The sequence below is a fragment of the Paraburkholderia fungorum genome (assembly GCF_046027215.1).
Lineage (GTDB): Bacteria > Pseudomonadota > Gammaproteobacteria > Burkholderiales > Burkholderiaceae > Paraburkholderia > Paraburkholderia fungorum_D.
On the sequence record NZ_JAQQEN010000002.1, the window covers coordinates 2,627,630 to 2,644,044 of the forward strand.

At 63.4% G+C, this 16,415-nt stretch carries 13 protein-coding genes; 4 read left to right on the plus strand and 9 right to left on the minus strand.

Annotated elements, in window-relative coordinates; all coding sequences use genetic code 11:
- Positions 1-42: 42 nt before the first annotated feature.
- The 7 genes from PQR27_RS32105 to PQR27_RS32135 form a co-directional block, all read right to left on the minus strand.
- The gene (locus PQR27_RS32105; RefSeq protein WP_408527582.1) at positions 43-873 is read right to left on the minus strand and encodes an amidohydrolase family protein; all 831 of its coding nucleotides are present in this window, start codon (positions 871-873) and stop codon (positions 43-45) included.
- A 6-nt stretch (positions 874-879) separates the two neighbouring features.
- Positions 880-1,920: an aldo/keto reductase gene (locus PQR27_RS32110; protein ID WP_408527583.1), complete on the minus strand. Its 1,041-nt coding sequence runs from the start codon at positions 1,918-1,920 to the stop codon at positions 880-882.
- A 77-nt stretch (positions 1,921-1,997) separates the two neighbouring features.
- A complete protein-coding gene (locus PQR27_RS32115; protein ID WP_408527584.1) occupies positions 1,998-3,311 on the minus strand; it encodes a UxaA family hydrolase in 1,314 nt (437 codons plus the stop codon).
- A gap of 42 nt (positions 3,312-3,353) precedes the next feature.
- The gene (locus PQR27_RS32120; protein ID WP_408527585.1) at positions 3,354-3,677 is read right to left on the minus strand and encodes a UxaA family hydrolase; all 324 of its coding nucleotides are present in this window, start codon (positions 3,675-3,677) and stop codon (positions 3,354-3,356) included.
- 25 nt (positions 3,678-3,702) lie between these two features.
- Positions 3,703-4,758: an ABC transporter permease gene (locus PQR27_RS32125; protein WP_408527586.1), complete on the minus strand. Its 1,056-nt coding sequence runs from the start codon at positions 4,756-4,758 to the stop codon at positions 3,703-3,705.
- On the minus strand, positions 4,748-6,268 hold the full coding sequence (locus PQR27_RS32130) for a sugar ABC transporter ATP-binding protein (RefSeq protein ID WP_408527587.1): 1,521 nt from the start codon (positions 6,266-6,268) through the stop codon (positions 4,748-4,750). Before PQR27_RS32130 ends, PQR27_RS32125 begins: the two co-directional genes overlap by 11 nt.
- A complete protein-coding gene (locus tag PQR27_RS32135; RefSeq protein WP_408527588.1) occupies positions 6,265-7,314 on the minus strand; it encodes a sugar ABC transporter substrate-binding protein in 1,050 nt (349 codons plus the stop codon). The genes PQR27_RS32130 and PQR27_RS32135 overlap by 4 nt, the downstream gene beginning before the upstream one ends.
- A 365-nt stretch (positions 7,315-7,679) precedes the next feature.
- Here PQR27_RS32135 and PQR27_RS32140 point away from each other — a divergent pair, with 365 nt between their 5' ends.
- Together PQR27_RS32140 and PQR27_RS32145 are read left to right on the plus strand one after the other, a co-directional pair.
- Positions 7,680-8,465, plus strand: coding sequence for an IclR family transcriptional regulator (locus PQR27_RS32140; RefSeq protein ID WP_408528370.1), 786 nt, complete (start codon positions 7,680-7,682; stop codon positions 8,463-8,465).
- Between the two features lie 136 nt (positions 8,466-8,601).
- Complete coding sequence (locus PQR27_RS32145; protein WP_408527589.1) at positions 8,602-9,147, plus strand: hypothetical protein; 546 nt, start codon at positions 8,602-8,604, stop codon at positions 9,145-9,147.
- Positions 9,148-9,150: 3 nt separating this feature from the next.
- Here PQR27_RS32145 and PQR27_RS32150 read toward each other — a convergent pair whose 3' ends face one another.
- Positions 9,151-11,595, minus strand: coding sequence for a bifunctional acetate--CoA ligase family protein/GNAT family N-acetyltransferase (locus PQR27_RS32150; protein WP_408527590.1), 2,445 nt, complete (start codon positions 11,593-11,595; stop codon positions 9,151-9,153).
- A gap of 364 nt (positions 11,596-11,959) precedes the next feature.
- On the opposite strand from PQR27_RS32150, the gene PQR27_RS32155 reads away from it, so the two are divergent.
- Together PQR27_RS32155 and PQR27_RS32160 are read left to right on the plus strand one after the other, a co-directional pair.
- Positions 11,960-12,829: a LysR family transcriptional regulator gene (locus PQR27_RS32155; RefSeq protein WP_408527591.1), complete on the plus strand. Its 870-nt coding sequence runs from the start codon at positions 11,960-11,962 to the stop codon at positions 12,827-12,829.
- Between the two features lie 345 nt (positions 12,830-13,174).
- Positions 13,175-14,203, plus strand: coding sequence for a fimbrial protein (locus PQR27_RS32160; protein WP_408527592.1), 1,029 nt, complete (start codon positions 13,175-13,177; stop codon positions 14,201-14,203).
- A gap of 552 nt (positions 14,204-14,755) precedes the next feature.
- On the opposite strand, the gene PQR27_RS32165 is transcribed toward PQR27_RS32160, so the two are convergent.
- Positions 14,756-16,357 carry a peptide chain release factor 3 gene (locus PQR27_RS32165; RefSeq protein ID WP_408527593.1) on the minus strand — a complete coding sequence of 534 codons (1,602 nt, stop codon included), beginning with the start codon at positions 16,355-16,357 and terminating at the stop codon, positions 14,756-14,758.
- Positions 16,358-16,415 lie beyond the last annotated feature (58 nt).

Consider the following 16,415-nt stretch of genomic DNA (forward strand, 5'->3'; position numbering starts at 1 on the left):
GACTCCAGTTGAATGGGCTTGTATGGACTTGTGCTGGTCACGTCAAAGCCGATAGAACGCAGCGGCGTTGCCGCCGAAAACCGCTTCACGCTCGTCGTCGCTCAACGATGTGAGCAAGGTGTTCGCCACCGAATGCCACAGCAGATAGTTGCCGTTCAGATCCAGCACCGGCCAGTCGCTGCCCCACATCAAACGCGCGGGACCGAACGAGGCCAGCAGATGTTCGACATACGGTTGCAGCGTTTCCTCGGTCCAGCCAGGCGCGGCTTCGGTTGCGAGCCCCGACAGCTTGCAATGCAGATGCGGAAACCTGGCAAGCCGGGTGATCGCGTCGGCCCAACTTTGCCAGCCCGCATGGCCAGCGCGGATCGGCGGTTTCGCGCCGTGATCGACGACGATACGCAGTGTCGGAAAACGCCTCGCGAAGGTTTCGACGTGTTCGACGTGGCGCGCGTAGATCAGCGCGTCGAACGCGAGATCGTGGGCGATCAGCGCTTCGATCGCGGGCGCAAGATCAGGATTCGCGATCCATGCGTCGTCGGGCAGGTCCTGCAACATCGGCCGCACGCCCTTGAACTTCGGCTCACGCGCGAAAGCGTCGATCACCTCTGCCGCCTCAGGCGACAGCAACGGCACCCAGCCGACCACACCGGCGATCGACGGCTCATGACCCGCGATGTCCAGCAAATACCGTGTTTCGTCGACAGTCGGCGCCGCCTGCACCACCACCGTGCGCTCGACGCCCGCTCGTTCGCGCAGTGGTTTGAGATCCGCCGGGCCAAACGCCCGGTACAAAAGCTTCAGTTCCGGCGTGAGCCACCCATAGTCGCCGCGCGCGGGGTCCCAGTAGTGCTGGTGAGCGTCGATATGCATTGTCGGTCAAGCTTCCGGAACGGGCGCGCGGCTGTCGAGCAAGCCCTTGTCGCGCAACGCGGACCACAGCTCCGCGGGGATCGGCAACTCGAATGACGCCGCGTTCTCACGCAATTCGTCGGCACTGCGCGCGCCGGTCAAGACGCTGGCAACCGCCGGATGCGCATACGGAAACTGCAGAGCCGCGGCTGCCAGCGGCACGCCATGCACGCGGCAGACCGCTTCCAGCCGCGCGACGCGCTCGATCACTTCGCGGGGCGCATCGCCATAATTGAATTTCAGATCGCCTTCGACACCGCGCGCCAGAATGCCCGAGTTGAACGCGCCGCCTAACAGGATGCTGACGCCGCGTTTTTCGCATTCCGGGAGCAGGTCATCGAGCGTGGTCTGTTCGAGCAGCGTGTAACGGCCCGCAAGCAACGCACAATCGATGTCGAACTCCGCCATCACGTCGAGGATCGCCGCGCCTTCATTGACACCCAGGCCGACCGCCTTGACGGCGCCCGACGCGCGCAACGCATCCAGCGCGCGAAAACCGCCGCCTTCGGTCAGTTGCCGCCAATAGTGGGCATTTTTATCGCCATGCGTCACGCGGCCGATATCGTGCACCAGCAGAATGTCGATATCGACAATGCCAAGCCGCTGCTGGCTGTCTTCGAACGACCGCAGAATGCCGTCGTGCGTGTAGTCGTAGATCGCCTGGAAGGGCAACGGGCTTTGCCAGCCTTCGCTGCCGTCGTAGGGCGTGGTGCGCGGCACAAAACGACGGCCCACTTTGGTGGACAGCACGTATTCACTACGCGGATAGCGGCGCAATGCGTCGCCCAGGCGATGCTCAGCTTTGGTGTGGCCGTAATGCGGCGCGGTATCGAAATAACGCACGCCCGCGTCCCACGCGGCCGCCACGGTGGCCTGGGCGTCTTCCTCGGACAGGTCGCGATAGAGGCCGCCCAACGGCGCAGTACCAAGACTCAAACCCGTCACCTGCAACGCGCGACGGCCGATGCCGCGCCGCTGCCCGATCTTCGAACCGCCCGTTGCCGTCATGAGCCGCACCTCCTATTTGTGTTTTAGCACGCGCGGACCCTGTTTGCCCAGCGCACGCAAGGATCGCTAACGATCGTTCAGTTCGGCTCGATCGCGACGACCCGGCGCGTCGGAGCGGCGCTCGACGGCAAGCAGGCCGGCCCCACGGGTTCGAACGTCTTGTACGTGAGGATAAATTCCTGATGACCGAGCGTTTCCGATTTCGACGCCGCCCCGCACGACACCGCGACGGTTTGATCGAACACTTCGCGGCCTACTTCGTCGAGCGTGCCGCGGCCTTCGAGAATGCGCCCCGCATCCACGTCCATGTCGCCAGCCAGATTGCGATAGGTCGTCGGGTTCGCGCACACCTTGATGACCGGCGAAATCGCCGAGCCGACCACCGAGCCGCGTCCCGTGGTGAACAGGATCACGTGCGCACCGCAAGCGATCAGCTCGCCGATTTCCGCGTTGTCGCTGATATTCGGGAAGCCGAAGCGCGGTTCGCCGTCCGGCACGACGTCGAGCAGATAGAGGCCGCCGGTCGGCGGAATATCGCCGGGTTTGATGATGCCGACAATCGGCGACGCGCCGCTCTTCGCATAGGCGCCCAGCGACTTTTCCTCCTGCGTGGTGAGGCCGCCATCCGCGTTGCCGACGGCGAAGCTGCCGTGCCCGAGAATCGAGTAATAGCGCGCTGCCTTGGCTACGCAGGCGATGATTTCATCGCCGAGTTCCGGCCGCGCCGCGCGCGTTTTCATGTGGAATTCGCAGCCCACCAGTTCGCCGGTTTCCTCGAAGATGCAGGTGGCGCCCGCGTCGATCAGATGGTCGAACGCGCGGCCCACGGCCGGGTTCGCCGTGATGCCGCTGGTGCCGTCCGAGCCGCCGCAAATCGTGCCGATCACCAGTTCGCTCAGCGCCATCGGCACTTTCTGTTGCAAGGCGAGTTGCTCGCGCGCGCCTCGAATCCAGTCCACGCCATACTGAATCGTGCTGCGCGTGCCGCCTTTTTCCTGGATCGTCAGCACTTCGACGGGGCGGCCGCTTGCACGCACCACGTCGACCAGATAGTGCTTGTTCATGCTCTCGCAGCCGAGCGACACGAACAGCACCGCGCCCACATTCGGATGCGTGGTGAGACGCTCCAGCATCGTCTCCGCGTAACCGTTCGGGTAGCAGCCCGGAAAGCCGATCAGATGCACCGGCGGTTCGCGCTCCGCCTGAGGATCGTCGAACGCGTCGAGCGGTTCGCGAAACTGCGTGACGATCTCACGCGCGACGTGATGCGCGCACTCGACCAGATACGCCACCGCGACCACATTGCGGATGCCTTTGCGGCCATCGCTGCGCAAGTAGCCTTGCAGCGTCGGCTGCTGCGCGGTGGCAGATGCCAGGGATGTGTCAGTCATGATGGTTCCAGCGCGGCGCTCGGCCACGGCATTGTGCACAAATCAGTGATGGACGAACTCGTGGCCCGCGTCGTGCGTATAGGTGGGCAGGTAATCGCTTTCGAGGTTGTGCGTATGCAGATGCGCGCCGCGCGCCACCGCTTCGGTCACGTGGCCGATCACCGCGCCGTAGCGCAGCACCTTGTTGTCTTTCGCCAGTTCATGACGCGCCACCTTGTGTCCGAGCTCGATGGTTTTGGTCAGCGTCACGCGCTCGCCTTCGATCTCGACCTGCGTGCCCGCTTCGAGGCGCGCCGCCGCAATCAGGCAGTTGTCGCTCGGGCTCAGCAGGATCAGGCGAATGTCGGTGTCCAATGGATGGCTCATGATAAGTCTCCGTGATGCGTGCGCATTAGTTCTGCCCTTCGCCACTGGCGAGGCGCGCGACCATCAGCGAGCCGAGGATGATGGCGCCGTAAATTGCCTGAATCCAGAACGACGGCACCTGGGCCAGCGTCAGCAGGTTCTGCACGACGCCGAGCAGCAGCACGCCGGTGAGCGCGCCGAACATCGTGCCCTTGCCACCGTCGAGCGAAATGCCGCCGATCACCGCCGCCGCGAACACCGTGAAAATCATGCCGTTTCCCTGGTTCGCGTTGATCGCGCCGACATAGCCGGTCACGATCAAGCCGCCAACCGACGCGAGCATGCTGCCGAGCACGAATACGCCCCACGTGATGCGCTCGACGCGAATGCCCGCTGCGCGCGCCGCTTCCGGATTGCCGCCAATCGCGTACAGCGCACGGCCCAGACGGTGATAGCGCAACACGAATGCGGCGATCGCGAACGCTACTGCCGCGAGCCAGACGGACAGCGGCAATCCCAGCACGATCGTAGTAGCCAGCGAGAAGAACGACGGCGGCATATCGAACAGCGTGCCGCCTTTGGTCGCGCCGACCAGCATGCCGCGCAGCACGATCAGCATCGCCAGCGTGACGATGAAGGCGTTCAGCCGCAAACGCACCACCAGAAATCCGTTGATGAAACCGATCACCGCGCCGACCACGACAATGGCAAGGAGGCCTGCCGCAGCCGGCCATTGCATGCCGAAGCCCGCTGACGCCGCCGGCATCACCAGCATCGCACCGATGGCGGGCGCGATGCCCACCGTCGATTCGAGCGACAAATCGAACTTGCCGGTCAGCACGATTAAAGATTCGGCGAGCACAACGAGCGCCAACGCGGCAGAAGCGCCCAACACGCTGATCAGATTCGCGCGCGTCAGAAAGCTCGGGCTCACAAACGCGCCGATCACGATCAGCAAGACGAGCGCGGGCACCAGAGCCAACTCACGCAGACGTGCGAATTCGGAGCGCGCGCGTTTGCCTCGCAACGCCTCGGCGCCCGACTGCGTCTGGGCCTGGCCTTGAGCCGTGCCAAATGCGGGGCTGGGCACACTATTCTTCATGAAGACTGACTCCTTCAACGGATGCGATCAGATCGTGGTCCTGCCAACCGGCGGGAAATTCGGCCGCGACACGGCCACGGAACATGACCAGCACACGGTCACAGGTACGCAGGTCGTCGAGTTCACCGGACACGACGAGCACGGCTTTGCCGTCTTCACGCACGCGGTCCACGACTGACAGCAAAGCTTCTTTGGATTTCACATCGACGCCGGCGGTCGGGTCGATCAGGACCAGCACGTTGGGATCGGTGGCCAGCGCGCGCGCCATCACCACCTTCTGCTGATTGCCGCCAGATAAACCGGACACGACATGCTCGGGACCTTGAGCGACGATACCGAGCGCGTCGATCATCTTCTGGCCGAAGGCGTTTTTCTTCGCCGGTGGCGCAATGCCGAATTTGCCGAGCAGGCGCGCGATCGTCATCGAGGCGTTTTCGGCAACCGATTGCGTCAGCACCAGTCCTTCGTGATGACGGTCCTTCGGCACGCAGCCGATGCCATGCGCCAACGCCGCGGGCACATCGCCCGGCGGCAGCGTGGCGCCGTCCACGCTGATCGAGCCGCGTGTCGCGGCGCGCAGCCCGGCGATTGCTTCTGCGACACTCGTGCGCCCGCTGCTGGTCGCGCCGGTCAAGCCTACGACCTCGCCGCGTTTGACGGTGAACGAGACGCCTTGATAGTCGGAGCCGGCCAGATCCTTGACTTCGAGCGCGACGGCGGTATCCACGGGCAAGGCATCGCGCGCCGCCGCATCGGCGACGGCGAGTCCGCCGCGCTCGCCGGTCATCGCTTCGATCAGTTGCTCGCGCGGCAATGCGGATACCGGGGCGCTGACGATATGCCGCGCGTCGCGCAACACGGTCACCGCCTGGCAAATCTCGTACACCTCCTGCAGATGGTGCGAAATAAACAGAAACGTCACCCCCTCGCGCTGCAACTCGCCGATGCGCCGGAACAGACGCTTGATTTCGTCGCCATCGAGTTGTGCAGTCGGTTCATCGAGGATGATGAAACGCGCGCCGTACGAAAGCGCGCGCGCGATTTCCACCAGCTGCCGCGCTTCCACCGTCAGATCGCCGGCGCGCGCATCTTCGCGCACGTCGATCTTCCAGTGGTCGAGCAACGCGCGCGCATCGCGGCGCATGGCGTGCCAGTCGATCACGCCATGTCTTGACGGCTGCCGGTTGATGAACAGATTTTCCGCGACACTCAGATCGCGGATGATCGTCGAATGCTGATAGACACAGGCCACGCGCTCGCGCCACGCATCGCGATCCGCAATGGATGGCGCGGCCGCGCCGCCGAAACGCACCTCACCCGTATCCGGCTTGCGCAGTCCGGTGAGGATCGACACCAGCGTCGATTTTCCAGCCCCGTTACGCCCGACGAGCGCATGCGACTCGCCGGGCATCACGCGGATGCTCACGTCTTTCAGCGCGGCCGTGGAGCCGAAGCGTTTGGTGATCTCAAACGCTTCGACGACGGGCACGGAGGGCGTCGGCTCGCTCATTTGACCGTGTTTCCCCACAACGCCTTGTCGTCGACATTCGACTTCGTCACGAGCGGTGCGGGCAACTGGTCTTCGAGAACGCCGGGCGCCAACTGGATGATGTTGCTGCCGTGATCGGTCGGGCCCGGCTTGAAGGTTTGTCCGGCAAGCGCCGCCTTGATATAGAACAGGCCGTATTTCGCGTACGAATCGGCGGGCTGCGACACGGTGGCGTCGATGTCGCCGCGACGGATTGCGTCGAACTCCTGAGGAATACCGTCGTTGCTTACGATCACCACATGCTTCGCGTCGCCGGTGGGGAATAGCATCTGTTTGCGGCGCAGCGTTTGCAGCGTCGGCGACAGATAAACGCCGCCCGCCTGCATGTAGATGCCCTTCACGTCAGGGTTCGCGGTGAGCAGGCTATCGAGCGCGGTGGCAGCAACGTCGCCCTTCCAGCTCGCCGGAATCTCCAGCAGCGACAAGCCCGGATAACCCTTCAGACACGAGCGGAACGCTTCGGAACGGTCACGTCCATTCACCGATGCCAGGTCGCCCATGATCTGCACGACCTTGCCCGACTTCACGTGCTCGCCGATGTACTTGCACGCTTTCTCGCCATAGGCGCGATTGTCCGCGCGCACGACCATCGCGACTTTGCCTTGCGTCGGCGCGACGTCCACCGCGACGACCGGGACGTTCTTCGCTGCGGCGGCGTCGAGCGCGCGGCTGATCGCCGCCGAATCGAGCGGGCCGATCACGATGCCCTTGGCGCCGAGATTCAGCAGATTGTTCATGTCGGTGATCTGCTGCGCGGGGTCGCCATTCGAATTGACCGGGGCGAGAATGTCGATGCCCATGTCCTTCGCGTACTTGGGCAGATAGTTGTTGTACGACTGCCAGAATGGCGACGTGAGAAGCGGCAGACCGAGGCCGACCTTGCCGCTGTCCGCGGCTTGCGCGGCGCCGTGGAAACCCAGGCTGGCGACGCAGGCAGCCACAGCCGCCGCAATTACGACTTTCCGACTCAAACCACGAGCCGCGTGCGGCCCTTGTACGATCGACATGGTTGTCTCCTGTCGGTCCGGAGTTAGCGCTTTAGCTGTCGACCGGAGTTAGCGCCTCAGCGCTTATTCCGGTCCCATGCAAAGCTCTTAGTCCGGCCCCATGCAAAGTAATGCGTTGTTGAACTGCGTGAACCCGCAGATGGCTGACGGGCACTTCGTCCTGCGCTTTTTTATCGTCTGATGTATTGGTGTGCGTTTATTCACCAATGAACGTATTATTCATATACGGACTTTTTTAAGTCAAGGAATGTGCACTGCACCAATCGTCCGTGTTTTCCCTGGCCACGCCGGGCGTCGCACGGAAATCCCTACGCACTACACTCACGCGCCAGATAATGAGAACTGCACACGAAAGCTCACTCGCCATGGATGCGGAAGATAAAGACGACGACCGTTACCGCGCCCCGGCGCTCGACAAGGGCCTCGATATCCTCGAACTGCTTGCCGAGCAGAAGGAAGGGCTTACGCGCGCTGAAATCACCAAGCGGCTGGGACGCAATGCCAGCGAGATGTACCGGATGCTCGAGCGGCTGGTCGCGCGGCAGTACGTGGTGCGCTCGGCGGCCGGCGATCGTTATTCGCTGAGTCTGAAGCTATATGCGCTCGCGCATCGCCATCCGCCGATGAACCGTTTGATCTCCGAAGCGTTGCCGCTCATGCAGCGCTTTGCCGATTCTGCCGAGCAGTCGTGTCATCTGGTGGTGTACGACCGCGGCAATCTGCTGGTGATCGCGCAGGTGGACGGCCCGGGCACGTGGGGCATTTCGGTGCGGCTCGGCTCGCGCGTCGGTCTGATCGACACGGGATCGGGACGTGTGATGCTGGCGTTCCAAAGCGCGGAGCAGCGCGAGAACATGCTGCACGAGCACACCAAGGTCAAAGGCGAAGTCACGATCGATCGCGACGCGCTGGAACAGGCATGCGAGCGGATTCGCGCGGACGGTTTTTCGCAGAAGGACAGCCAGCAGACGTTCGGCGTGACCGACCTGACCTTCCCGATTCTCGGGCCGTCGGGCCAGGCGATTGCGGTGCTGACATGCCCGTACATGCGACGCATCGACGAATACGTGGCGCCACCGCTGGAGGAGGCCACGAGCCTCCTGCGCGAGACGGTGCAGGCGTTGTCGATGTTTCGGGAGCACGCCGCCTAGCCTGACGCTGCGGTAAGCGGATTGGTGCGGCAGGTGGCTGCACAAAGTCTCCCTCCCCCGCACATGGTTTAGAATGGCGACCCTCTCAAAATTCACGCCGCATGGGGCCCCCTCATGCGCGCCCAACGATCAAGCAATGGCGAAACTTCTGACCGATTCCGAATTCCAGCGTTTTTCCGAACTTCAGCAGAAGCAGTCGAGCTTCACGATCACGCCCGAAGAAGCCGACGAACTGCGCGACATCGTCGCTCATGCGCAAAAGCGCCGTGACGACCGCGCCGCAGCGATGCAAAGCATCGAGACTTTTATTCAGCAATTCGACATCAGCCCTGACGAGCTGTTTTCGGCCGAGCAGATTGGCGACGCCGCGCGCACCTTCGGTCTGATTCCGGCCGCCAAGAAAGAACGTGTGCTGCCGCCGCAATTCACGTTCAACGGCAAGCCGTATCAATGGACGGCGCGTCCGCTGCCGGACGATATCCGCGTGCCGCTGTTCGACGCCTTCACGGCCGGCGAGTCGGTGAAGTCGTTCATCGCCACGCCGAAGGACGCGAGCCGTTGCGCGGCGACCATCGCGCGCCTGGAACGCGAAACCGGCGCGGTGTACGCCGACGCGTGGCTGGAAGAACTGGCCGTGTCGCGCACGCAGGTCGACGAAGCGTCGGCCAAGCTGCCGGCCTGACGCCTACGCGCTCTCCTGCACCGCTTCATCCAACGCCATCCTGAAGCCGACCACGCTCGGATCCTCGGTCGGCGTGATGGTGAAACCGCGGGACCGGGCGAGCGCGATCATCGGCGCGTTTTCCCGCAACGCCTCGCCCACCAGCCAATGGATGCCGCGCGCCCGCGCGTACTTGATGATCCGGTCCATCAGCAACTTGCCGAGCTTTCGGCCCTTCTGGTCCGAGCGCACGGCGGCCGCGAACTCCGCGGTTTCGTTATCGGGATCGGCGACGGCGCGCACCACGCCCAACGTCCGCGCGAATCCTTCCTCGCTTTGCACGGTGGCGATCAGCGCCATCTCACGGTCGTAGTCGATCTGCGTCATCCGCGCCAGTTGCGAGTGATCGAAGCTGCCGACCGCGCCGAAAAATCGCAAACGCAAATCCTCGGGCGTCATCGCCTCGACGAAATCGTGGTGCGCCGCCTCGTCTTCCGGACGGATCGGCCGCACCGTGATCCGCAGACCTTGCCAGTCGAGCGTCTCTTCGAAGCGGCGCGGATACGGCACGATCGCGAGCCGGCTGCGCGTCGACGCGATGCTCAGGGTCGGTTCGACCACCACCGCATGGTCGCTGAACACCCGCAGCGTCAGCGCGAGGCCAACGATCTCCTTGACGTCGCAGACCGCCTGCGAGAGCGCCGTCAACGCGGCCAACGCGGGCTCCGGTGCAATGAGCCGCGCGTAACGCGAGCGCGAGACGATGTCGCGCGCCAGGATCGGATTGAGCGGGGGCAGGCCATAGACGCGCAGCGGCTCGGACACGCCATCTGCCGACGGCGCGGTGAAGCGGAACACGGGGCCGAAGTTGTCGTCGTCGTGAAGCTCGACGACAAGGTCGACGACGGGCTTCCTGGTCTGCAGGGCGACCAGTTCTGCGCAAGGATCAGGTTCCTGTGCCGCGCGTTCGTCGGCCGCTGCTTCCGGTTGTGCTTGCACGTCCGGTTCAACGCTTAATCCAAAACGCTCGAGAAACGCTGCCGCTGCTTGTCCGGTTAGTTGGTGCTCACCTGCGGCGAGTGCCGCGCGGGCCTGTGCCTGGGCGGCATCGATCGCGTCTGGAACCTGCGCCGGCAGACCTTCCGGAGTCTGCATCAGCAACTCGCGCCCCATACGGTAATCGACCAGCCGGGCGAACGCGCGCGCGAGCCGCTGCGGCGTCGTATGAACCGGGATGCCTTGTGCGTGCAGCGCGTCCCGCGTCGCCGCATCCACGCCCCCGAAGAAACACGCCAGCAGGCCGCGGTAGGCGAAACGCTGATTCGCGATCAACGCCTGAGCGACCTCGCCGACCGGCGCGCCGTGGGTCGACGCGTGGACCACGAAGGCCGTGCCGGTGCTGCGATGGTCGGCGAGCAGCTTGAGCGCGGTGCCGAAGTGCTCGGGGCGGGCGTCGTCGCCGAGTTGCAGCGGGTTGCCCGGCACCGCGTAGGGCAGCGCTTCGGCCAGCGCCGGATTGACTTCGGCGGGCCACGGCGCGAGCGTGTCGCCGGCGGCGACGAAGGCGTCGCGGGCAAGCGTGGCGAGGCCGCTGTCGCTCGTGATCAGCGTGGCCGTGGCGCCCGCCGCGACACGGCCCACGCCCAGGGTCTCGATTTCGTCGAGCAGATCGTCGAGCGCGTCCACGCGCACCATGCCCGCGCGACGGAAGGCTGCCGTGTACAGCGCGTCGACGGGATCGGCGCGGCCCGAGCGCAACGCCAGCACCGGCTTGTTGCGCGCCGCCGCGCGGGCCGCCGACATGAACTTGCGCGCGGCCCGCACCGTATCCAGTTCGAGCAGGATCGCGCGGGTGCCGGGATCGCTCGCCAGATAGTCGAGCACGTCACCGGCATCCACGTCGGCCTCGCCGCCCAGCGCCACAGCGTGCGAAAACCCCAGTCCGCGCGCGTGCGCCCAACCGAGCACGGCGTTGGTCAGCGCATTGGACTGCGACACCCACGCCACGCCGCCCGCCTTCACCGTGCACGACGGCGCGCCCAGATGCGCGCCCAGCGCCGGCGACACCACGCCGAGACTGCCCGGCCCGACGATGCGCAGCAGATTCGGACGCGCCGCCGACAATGCATGCCGCAGCGCGAGCCGGTCCGCATCGCAGCGCACCTCACCGACGATGATTGCCGCGCGGGTGCCCAATCCGCCCAGCTTGTGGATGATGCCAGGCCAGCTGTCCGGCGGCGTACAGATCAGCGCGACGGTGGGCGCTTGCGGCAGATCGCCGACGTCGCCGATCACCGCGCGACCGTCGAGCGTGTCGTATTTCGGATTGACCGGCCAGACGGGGCCATTGAAGCCGCCTTCGAGCACGCGCTTCCATACCATCGCGCCGGTGCTGCCCGGGCGCTCGGAAGCGCCGATCACGGCGACGGATTTGGGTCGGAACAAGGCGTCGAGATTGCGAACGGTCACGGGCGCTCCGCAAAGTGGAGAAGGCGCGCCCGGTGGCCGGCGCGCGTCTTCGTCAGGATAGGCGAAGTCGAGGCCTTGCGCGGGGCTTGCGAATGGACGGCATGGCGTGCACGAATTTCCGCTTGATCCGCGCCAACGCGCATCGGAATTTTTTTAGCGTACTCAGGCAAAATATCGAGCTGAAATGCGACAATCCTGGAGACGCCTCGCGGCACATTGGCCTGAGAAACCGCAGGCCGATGACCGCCCGCATGACGCGTCGGAGACAACGCGCGGCAGTGAGCGCGGCACACACATGGATTCCGCGGTCGCGGCACGACACGAGCCGGGCCGCAACGGATGACCAAGAGACAGAAGGTGATTTATGCGGCGCTTGCCATCGCTGATCGCGTTGCGCTTCTTCGAAGAGACAGCCCGCCATATGAGCTTCAATCGCGCGGCCACGGCGCTGTGCGTGACGCAAGGCGCGGTGAGCCGGCAGATCAAGCTGCTCGAGGAATCGCTCGGCGCAAAGCTGTTCGAGCGCGATCACAAGGGTATCCGCCTGACGCCCGCCGGGCTGCAATTTCTGCCCTGCCTCTCCGAAGCCTTCGACACGATCGAACGCGGCTTCCGTCACATCACCGCGGCCAAAGGCCGTCGCCGCCTCGTACTCGCCGTGCCGCCCACTTTCGCGACCCAATGGTTTTCGCCGCGGCTTGGTTCGTTAGCGGACGAGTTGCCCGATGTCGAACTGTCTGTGCGCACCTCACCTACCGAAGACTGTCACTGCGATGTCCGCTTCGGTCGTGACGCGCTGGCGGGTGCGCATTCCGAATTGCTGATGATCGAACGCCATGTGCTGGTCGGCGCGGCGCGTCTGCTCGGGCAACCGCTCGACATGCTGCTCGAACATATGCCCGCGCTGCATGTGCTGCATAACGACGCCAGGCTGGACCTGTGGCCGAACTGGCTGGCAAAGGCGGGCATGCCCGCGCGTTACGCGGAAAACGGCATCGAGTTCTCCACGCTGGAGCAGGCGATTCATGCGGCGCGCAAGGGCGCGGGGCTGGCGATCGTCGACCGGAACATGATCGTCGAAGAACTGGCGGACGGCAGTCTCGCGCAGTTTTCCGATATCGAAGTGGCAGGTCCGTTCGGTTATTGGCTCGACGTGGCGCAACGCCACGCGGCGCTTGAACATGTGCAGGCGTTTGCCGGGTGGATGCGGGAAGAGGTTTTGAAGATGGGGTGAGGTTCGCGAGGGTGCGCGCAGCCATTCGGTTGGTCCTCCTGTGGCGTCGGTTTCCCGGCGCTCAATTCAGATTTTTCCTATTTTATTAAGAATTTTCCTATTTTTATCGAGACATCGGACACCGAGAATTAGCTACGCCGGTGTGACCCTATCACGTCTTCGTGATCGTGGCATGAAGCTATAGCCGATTCAGCTGCGCGGCGCTTCACGCTCGATCACCAAGCCTTCTTCAGGCGATGTCACCAATCCCGTTTCCACGGCACCGGCCTTTTTTGCATGGCGACGAGACCTTCGCCGCCAACGATGTGACCTCGCCGCCAACTATTTTCCAAGTCAAGGTGCGACATGAACCGCTTGAAAACCCGCAGCGCCGGCGTCCGGTACGCGTCAGGCTCGCTAAATCATCAACCGCGCACGGCGAGTCTGTTGCGCATTGTTCGCTTCACGTGCCAGGCGTTACTGATCTTTTTGCTTTTTGGAACGGCAGCTCGGGCCGAGTGCTATTGGATTAACGGTGCGGGGCCTCAAAACTTCACATACAGTATTCCGCAAATTACTATCCCGCGTAATGCTACGGTCGGAACCGTTATCTACGATGCACCCGCGCAGGCGGCGTCCCCCGCAGGAGGCTATTACGCCAACTGTGAGGGGGGCACAGCCTATTCATACGCCGTAAGCGGCGGCACTCAGATCATCACCAATCCCAACACATTTGCGACGAATGTACCGGGCATCGGCATGCGGTTCTATAGATTCAATGGAGCAAGGTCGTATTTCGGACAAGGAGTTTCGGGCAATTACGGCGGTCAATGGGGCTATGGTGGAGCGACGTTCGGCGTCGAGGTGGTCGTAACAGGGCCGATCGCAAGCGGAACGATAAATGGAGCGCTGGTCGGAAAATTTACACAAGGTTCGCTGGCGATCGTGACGATGAATGTCACCGCCGCCGTCATCACGGCGTCCACCTGCCAGATTGTTGCTGATCAGAACGTCAATATGCCGCTCGTCGGGTCTAAGGAACTGCCGACCGTAGGTTCGATGGCTGGCAACTCGCCATTCACCATTTCGCTCACCAACTGCCCGGCCGGCATGAACAAGATCACCTACCAACTCGATCCGCCGGCCGGCGCGATCAATGCAACCGCAGGAACGTTTCTCGCTGGGTCCGATTCGACGGCGACAGGCGTTGGTTTTGTGCTTAAGGATTCTTCCAACGCTGCGGTGGGCCTCAGCACGCCTCTACAACTGACCGCCTATAGCTCGTCTACAGGTGGCACATATCCGATTCGCCTTGCCGTGCAGTATTACCGGACCGGGACGCTTGGGACCGGCATATTGAAAGGTACGCTCACCTATACGATTTCGTATCAGTAGTGGAGGCACGGTCGATGCCGAGATCGAAGTAGCCGGGGTTTTCGGTTACTGACTCGACGTGGTCCAACGCCATGCCGCGCCTGGCATGTGCAGGCGTTTGCCGGCTGGATGCGCAAAGAAGTTTTGAAGATGGGGTGAGGTTCGTGGAGCCAGGCGTCCTCGCTTATGGATTCGCTGCGCCGGGCTCGCGCCCGTCCTTCACACGCCAAACCTTGCATACCAATATTTAATGACCCACAAGCGCAAGGGCTGAACTTTGGCAAGCCTCATCCAAACGGCCAACATTGACCATTTAGCCTGAACAAGCGACCGCCATTACATGCGAAGGGCATCCCGCAAAGCCGCATCACGGCGAGTCGTGCAGCGCGCCTTCTTGAAGAGGCATCAAAAGTGACTGAGAAAGCTTCGTCTACCGCACAGACCACGGAGTGCGAACAAGCCTCCACAGATCAATACCGACAACCACACGAACCCTGCACAAAAAAAGCCCCGTCACTCGACGGGGCCTTTTTAATGATCGGTCAGTGTTGGCGTACTGACGCGGATACCCGCTTACATCGACTTCTTGAACGGCGCGCCCGAGTGCTCGCGCAATTCATTGAAGACAATCTTCGGCCACGCCTTCTGCGCGACTTCAATCTCCGACACGTGCGATGCCAGATACGTCGGCGCATCCGATGCGTCGAGCGCGATCCGGGCCGCGTATGAGTCGGTGAAACGGCGCAGTTCGGCTGCGTCGTCGCTGGTCACCCAGCGCGACATCCGGTAGCGCGCGGGCGCCATCCGCACGTCGACCTTGTATTCCGTCGACAAACGGTGCGACACCACTTCGAACTGCAGTTGGCCGACCGCGCCAAGAATCATCAAGCCGCCGACTTCCGGACGGAACACCTGAATCGCGCCTTCTTCGCCGAGTTGCTTCAGCGCTTCGCCGAGCTGCTTTGCGCGCATCGGATCAACCACTTCCACGGTCTGGAAAATTTCGGGCGCGAAGAACGGCAAACCGACGAATTGCAGCTGCTCGCCTTCAGTCAACGTATCGCCGAGGCTCAGCGTGCCGTGATTCGGAATACCGATGATGTCGCCCGGATACGCCTCGCTGACCGTCTCACGACGCTGCGACAGGAATGTCACCACGTTATTCGCACGGAACGTCTTGTTCGTGCGCGTCACCTTCACCGCCATGCCGCGTTCGAAATGCCCCGAGCACACACGGATGAACGCCACGCGGTCGCGGTGCGCCAGATCCATGTTCGCCTGCACCTTGAACACGACGCCCGTGAACTTCGGCTCGTCCGGCATCACCGGACGCTGAACGGTCATGCGCATGGACGGCGGCGGCGCCAGATCGACCAGCGCGTCGAGAATTTCCTTCACGCCGAAGTTATTGATCGCCGAGCCGAACAGCACCGGCGATTGCTGACCCGCGAGGAACTGCTCGCGATCGAAATCGGGCGACGCGCCGGTGATCAGGTCGATTTCTTCCTTCGCCTTGACCCAGGCATGGCCGAAGCGCCGTTCGCCTTCTTCGTCGCCCAGCGCCTGCAGGGTTTCGACCTCGCCGCCCGCCTTATCCTGCCCGGCGCGGAACAGGCGCACCTGGTCGCGCTGGATGTCGTAGACGCCCTGGAAGTCCTTGCCCATGCCTATCGGCCATGTGAACGGCACAGCGGCCACGCCCAGATGCTGTTCGATTTCGTCGAGCAGTTCGAGCGGCTCGCGCACTTCACGGTCGAGCTTGTTGATGAAGGTAACGATCGGCGTCTTGCGGCTGCGGCAGACTTCGAGCAGCTTGAGCGTTTGCGCTTCGACGCCGTTGGCGCCGTCGATCACCATCACGGCGGCGTCAACCGCGGTCAGCACACGGTACGTGTCTTCGGAGAAGTCTTCGTGGCCCGGGGTGTCGAGCAGGTTGATCACGGCGTCGCCGTACTCGAACTGCATCACCGAGCTGGCCACCGAAATGCCCCGCTGCTTTTCGATCTCCATCCAGTCGGAGGTCGCGTAGCGATTGCTCTTGCGGCCCTTCACGGTACCGGCGATCTGGATCGCGCCCGAGAATAGCAGGAGCTTTTCCGTCAGCGTGGTCTTGCCCGCGTCCGGGTGGGAAATGACCGCGAACGTGCGGCGGCGTTTGAGTTCGGAGACTGACATCGGGTCTGGCGGTCACGGATAGGGGTTCGGGCGGTCTCCGGAAGCTTGTGGCTTCCGG

Coding starts and splice junctions, on each gene's coding strand:
- PQR27_RS32105 (WP_408527582.1), bottom strand. CDS start 873: ATGCATATCGACGCTCACCAGCACTACTGGGACCCCGCGCGCGGCGAC.
- PQR27_RS32110 (WP_408527583.1), bottom strand. CDS start 1,920: ATGACGGCAACGGGCGGTTCGAAGATCGGGCAGCGGCGCGGCATCGGC.
- PQR27_RS32115 (WP_408527584.1), bottom strand. CDS start 3,311: ATGACTGACACATCCCTGGCATCTGCCACCGCGCAGCAGCCGACGCTG.
- PQR27_RS32120 (WP_408527585.1), bottom strand. CDS start 3,677: ATGAGCCATCCATTGGACACCGACATTCGCCTGATCCTGCTGAGCCCG.
- PQR27_RS32125 (WP_408527586.1), bottom strand. CDS start 4,758: ATGAAGAATAGTGTGCCCAGCCCCGCATTTGGCACGGCTCAAGGCCAG.
- PQR27_RS32130 (WP_408527587.1), bottom strand. CDS start 6,268: ATGAGCGAGCCGACGCCCTCCGTGCCCGTCGTCGAAGCGTTTGAGATC.
- PQR27_RS32135 (WP_408527588.1), bottom strand. CDS start 7,314: ATGTCGATCGTACAAGGGCCGCACGCGGCTCGTGGTTTGAGTCGGAAA.
- PQR27_RS32140 (WP_408528370.1), top strand. CDS start 7,680: ATGGATGCGGAAGATAAAGACGACGACCGTTACCGCGCCCCGGCGCTC.
- PQR27_RS32145 (WP_408527589.1), top strand. CDS start 8,602: ATGGCGAAACTTCTGACCGATTCCGAATTCCAGCGTTTTTCCGAACTT.
- PQR27_RS32155 (WP_408527591.1), top strand. CDS start 11,960: ATGCGGCGCTTGCCATCGCTGATCGCGTTGCGCTTCTTCGAAGAGACA.
- PQR27_RS32160 (WP_408527592.1), top strand. CDS start 13,175: ATGAACCGCTTGAAAACCCGCAGCGCCGGCGTCCGGTACGCGTCAGGC.
- PQR27_RS32165 (WP_408527593.1), bottom strand. CDS start 16,357: ATGTCAGTCTCCGAACTCAAACGCCGCCGCACGTTCGCGGTCATTTCC.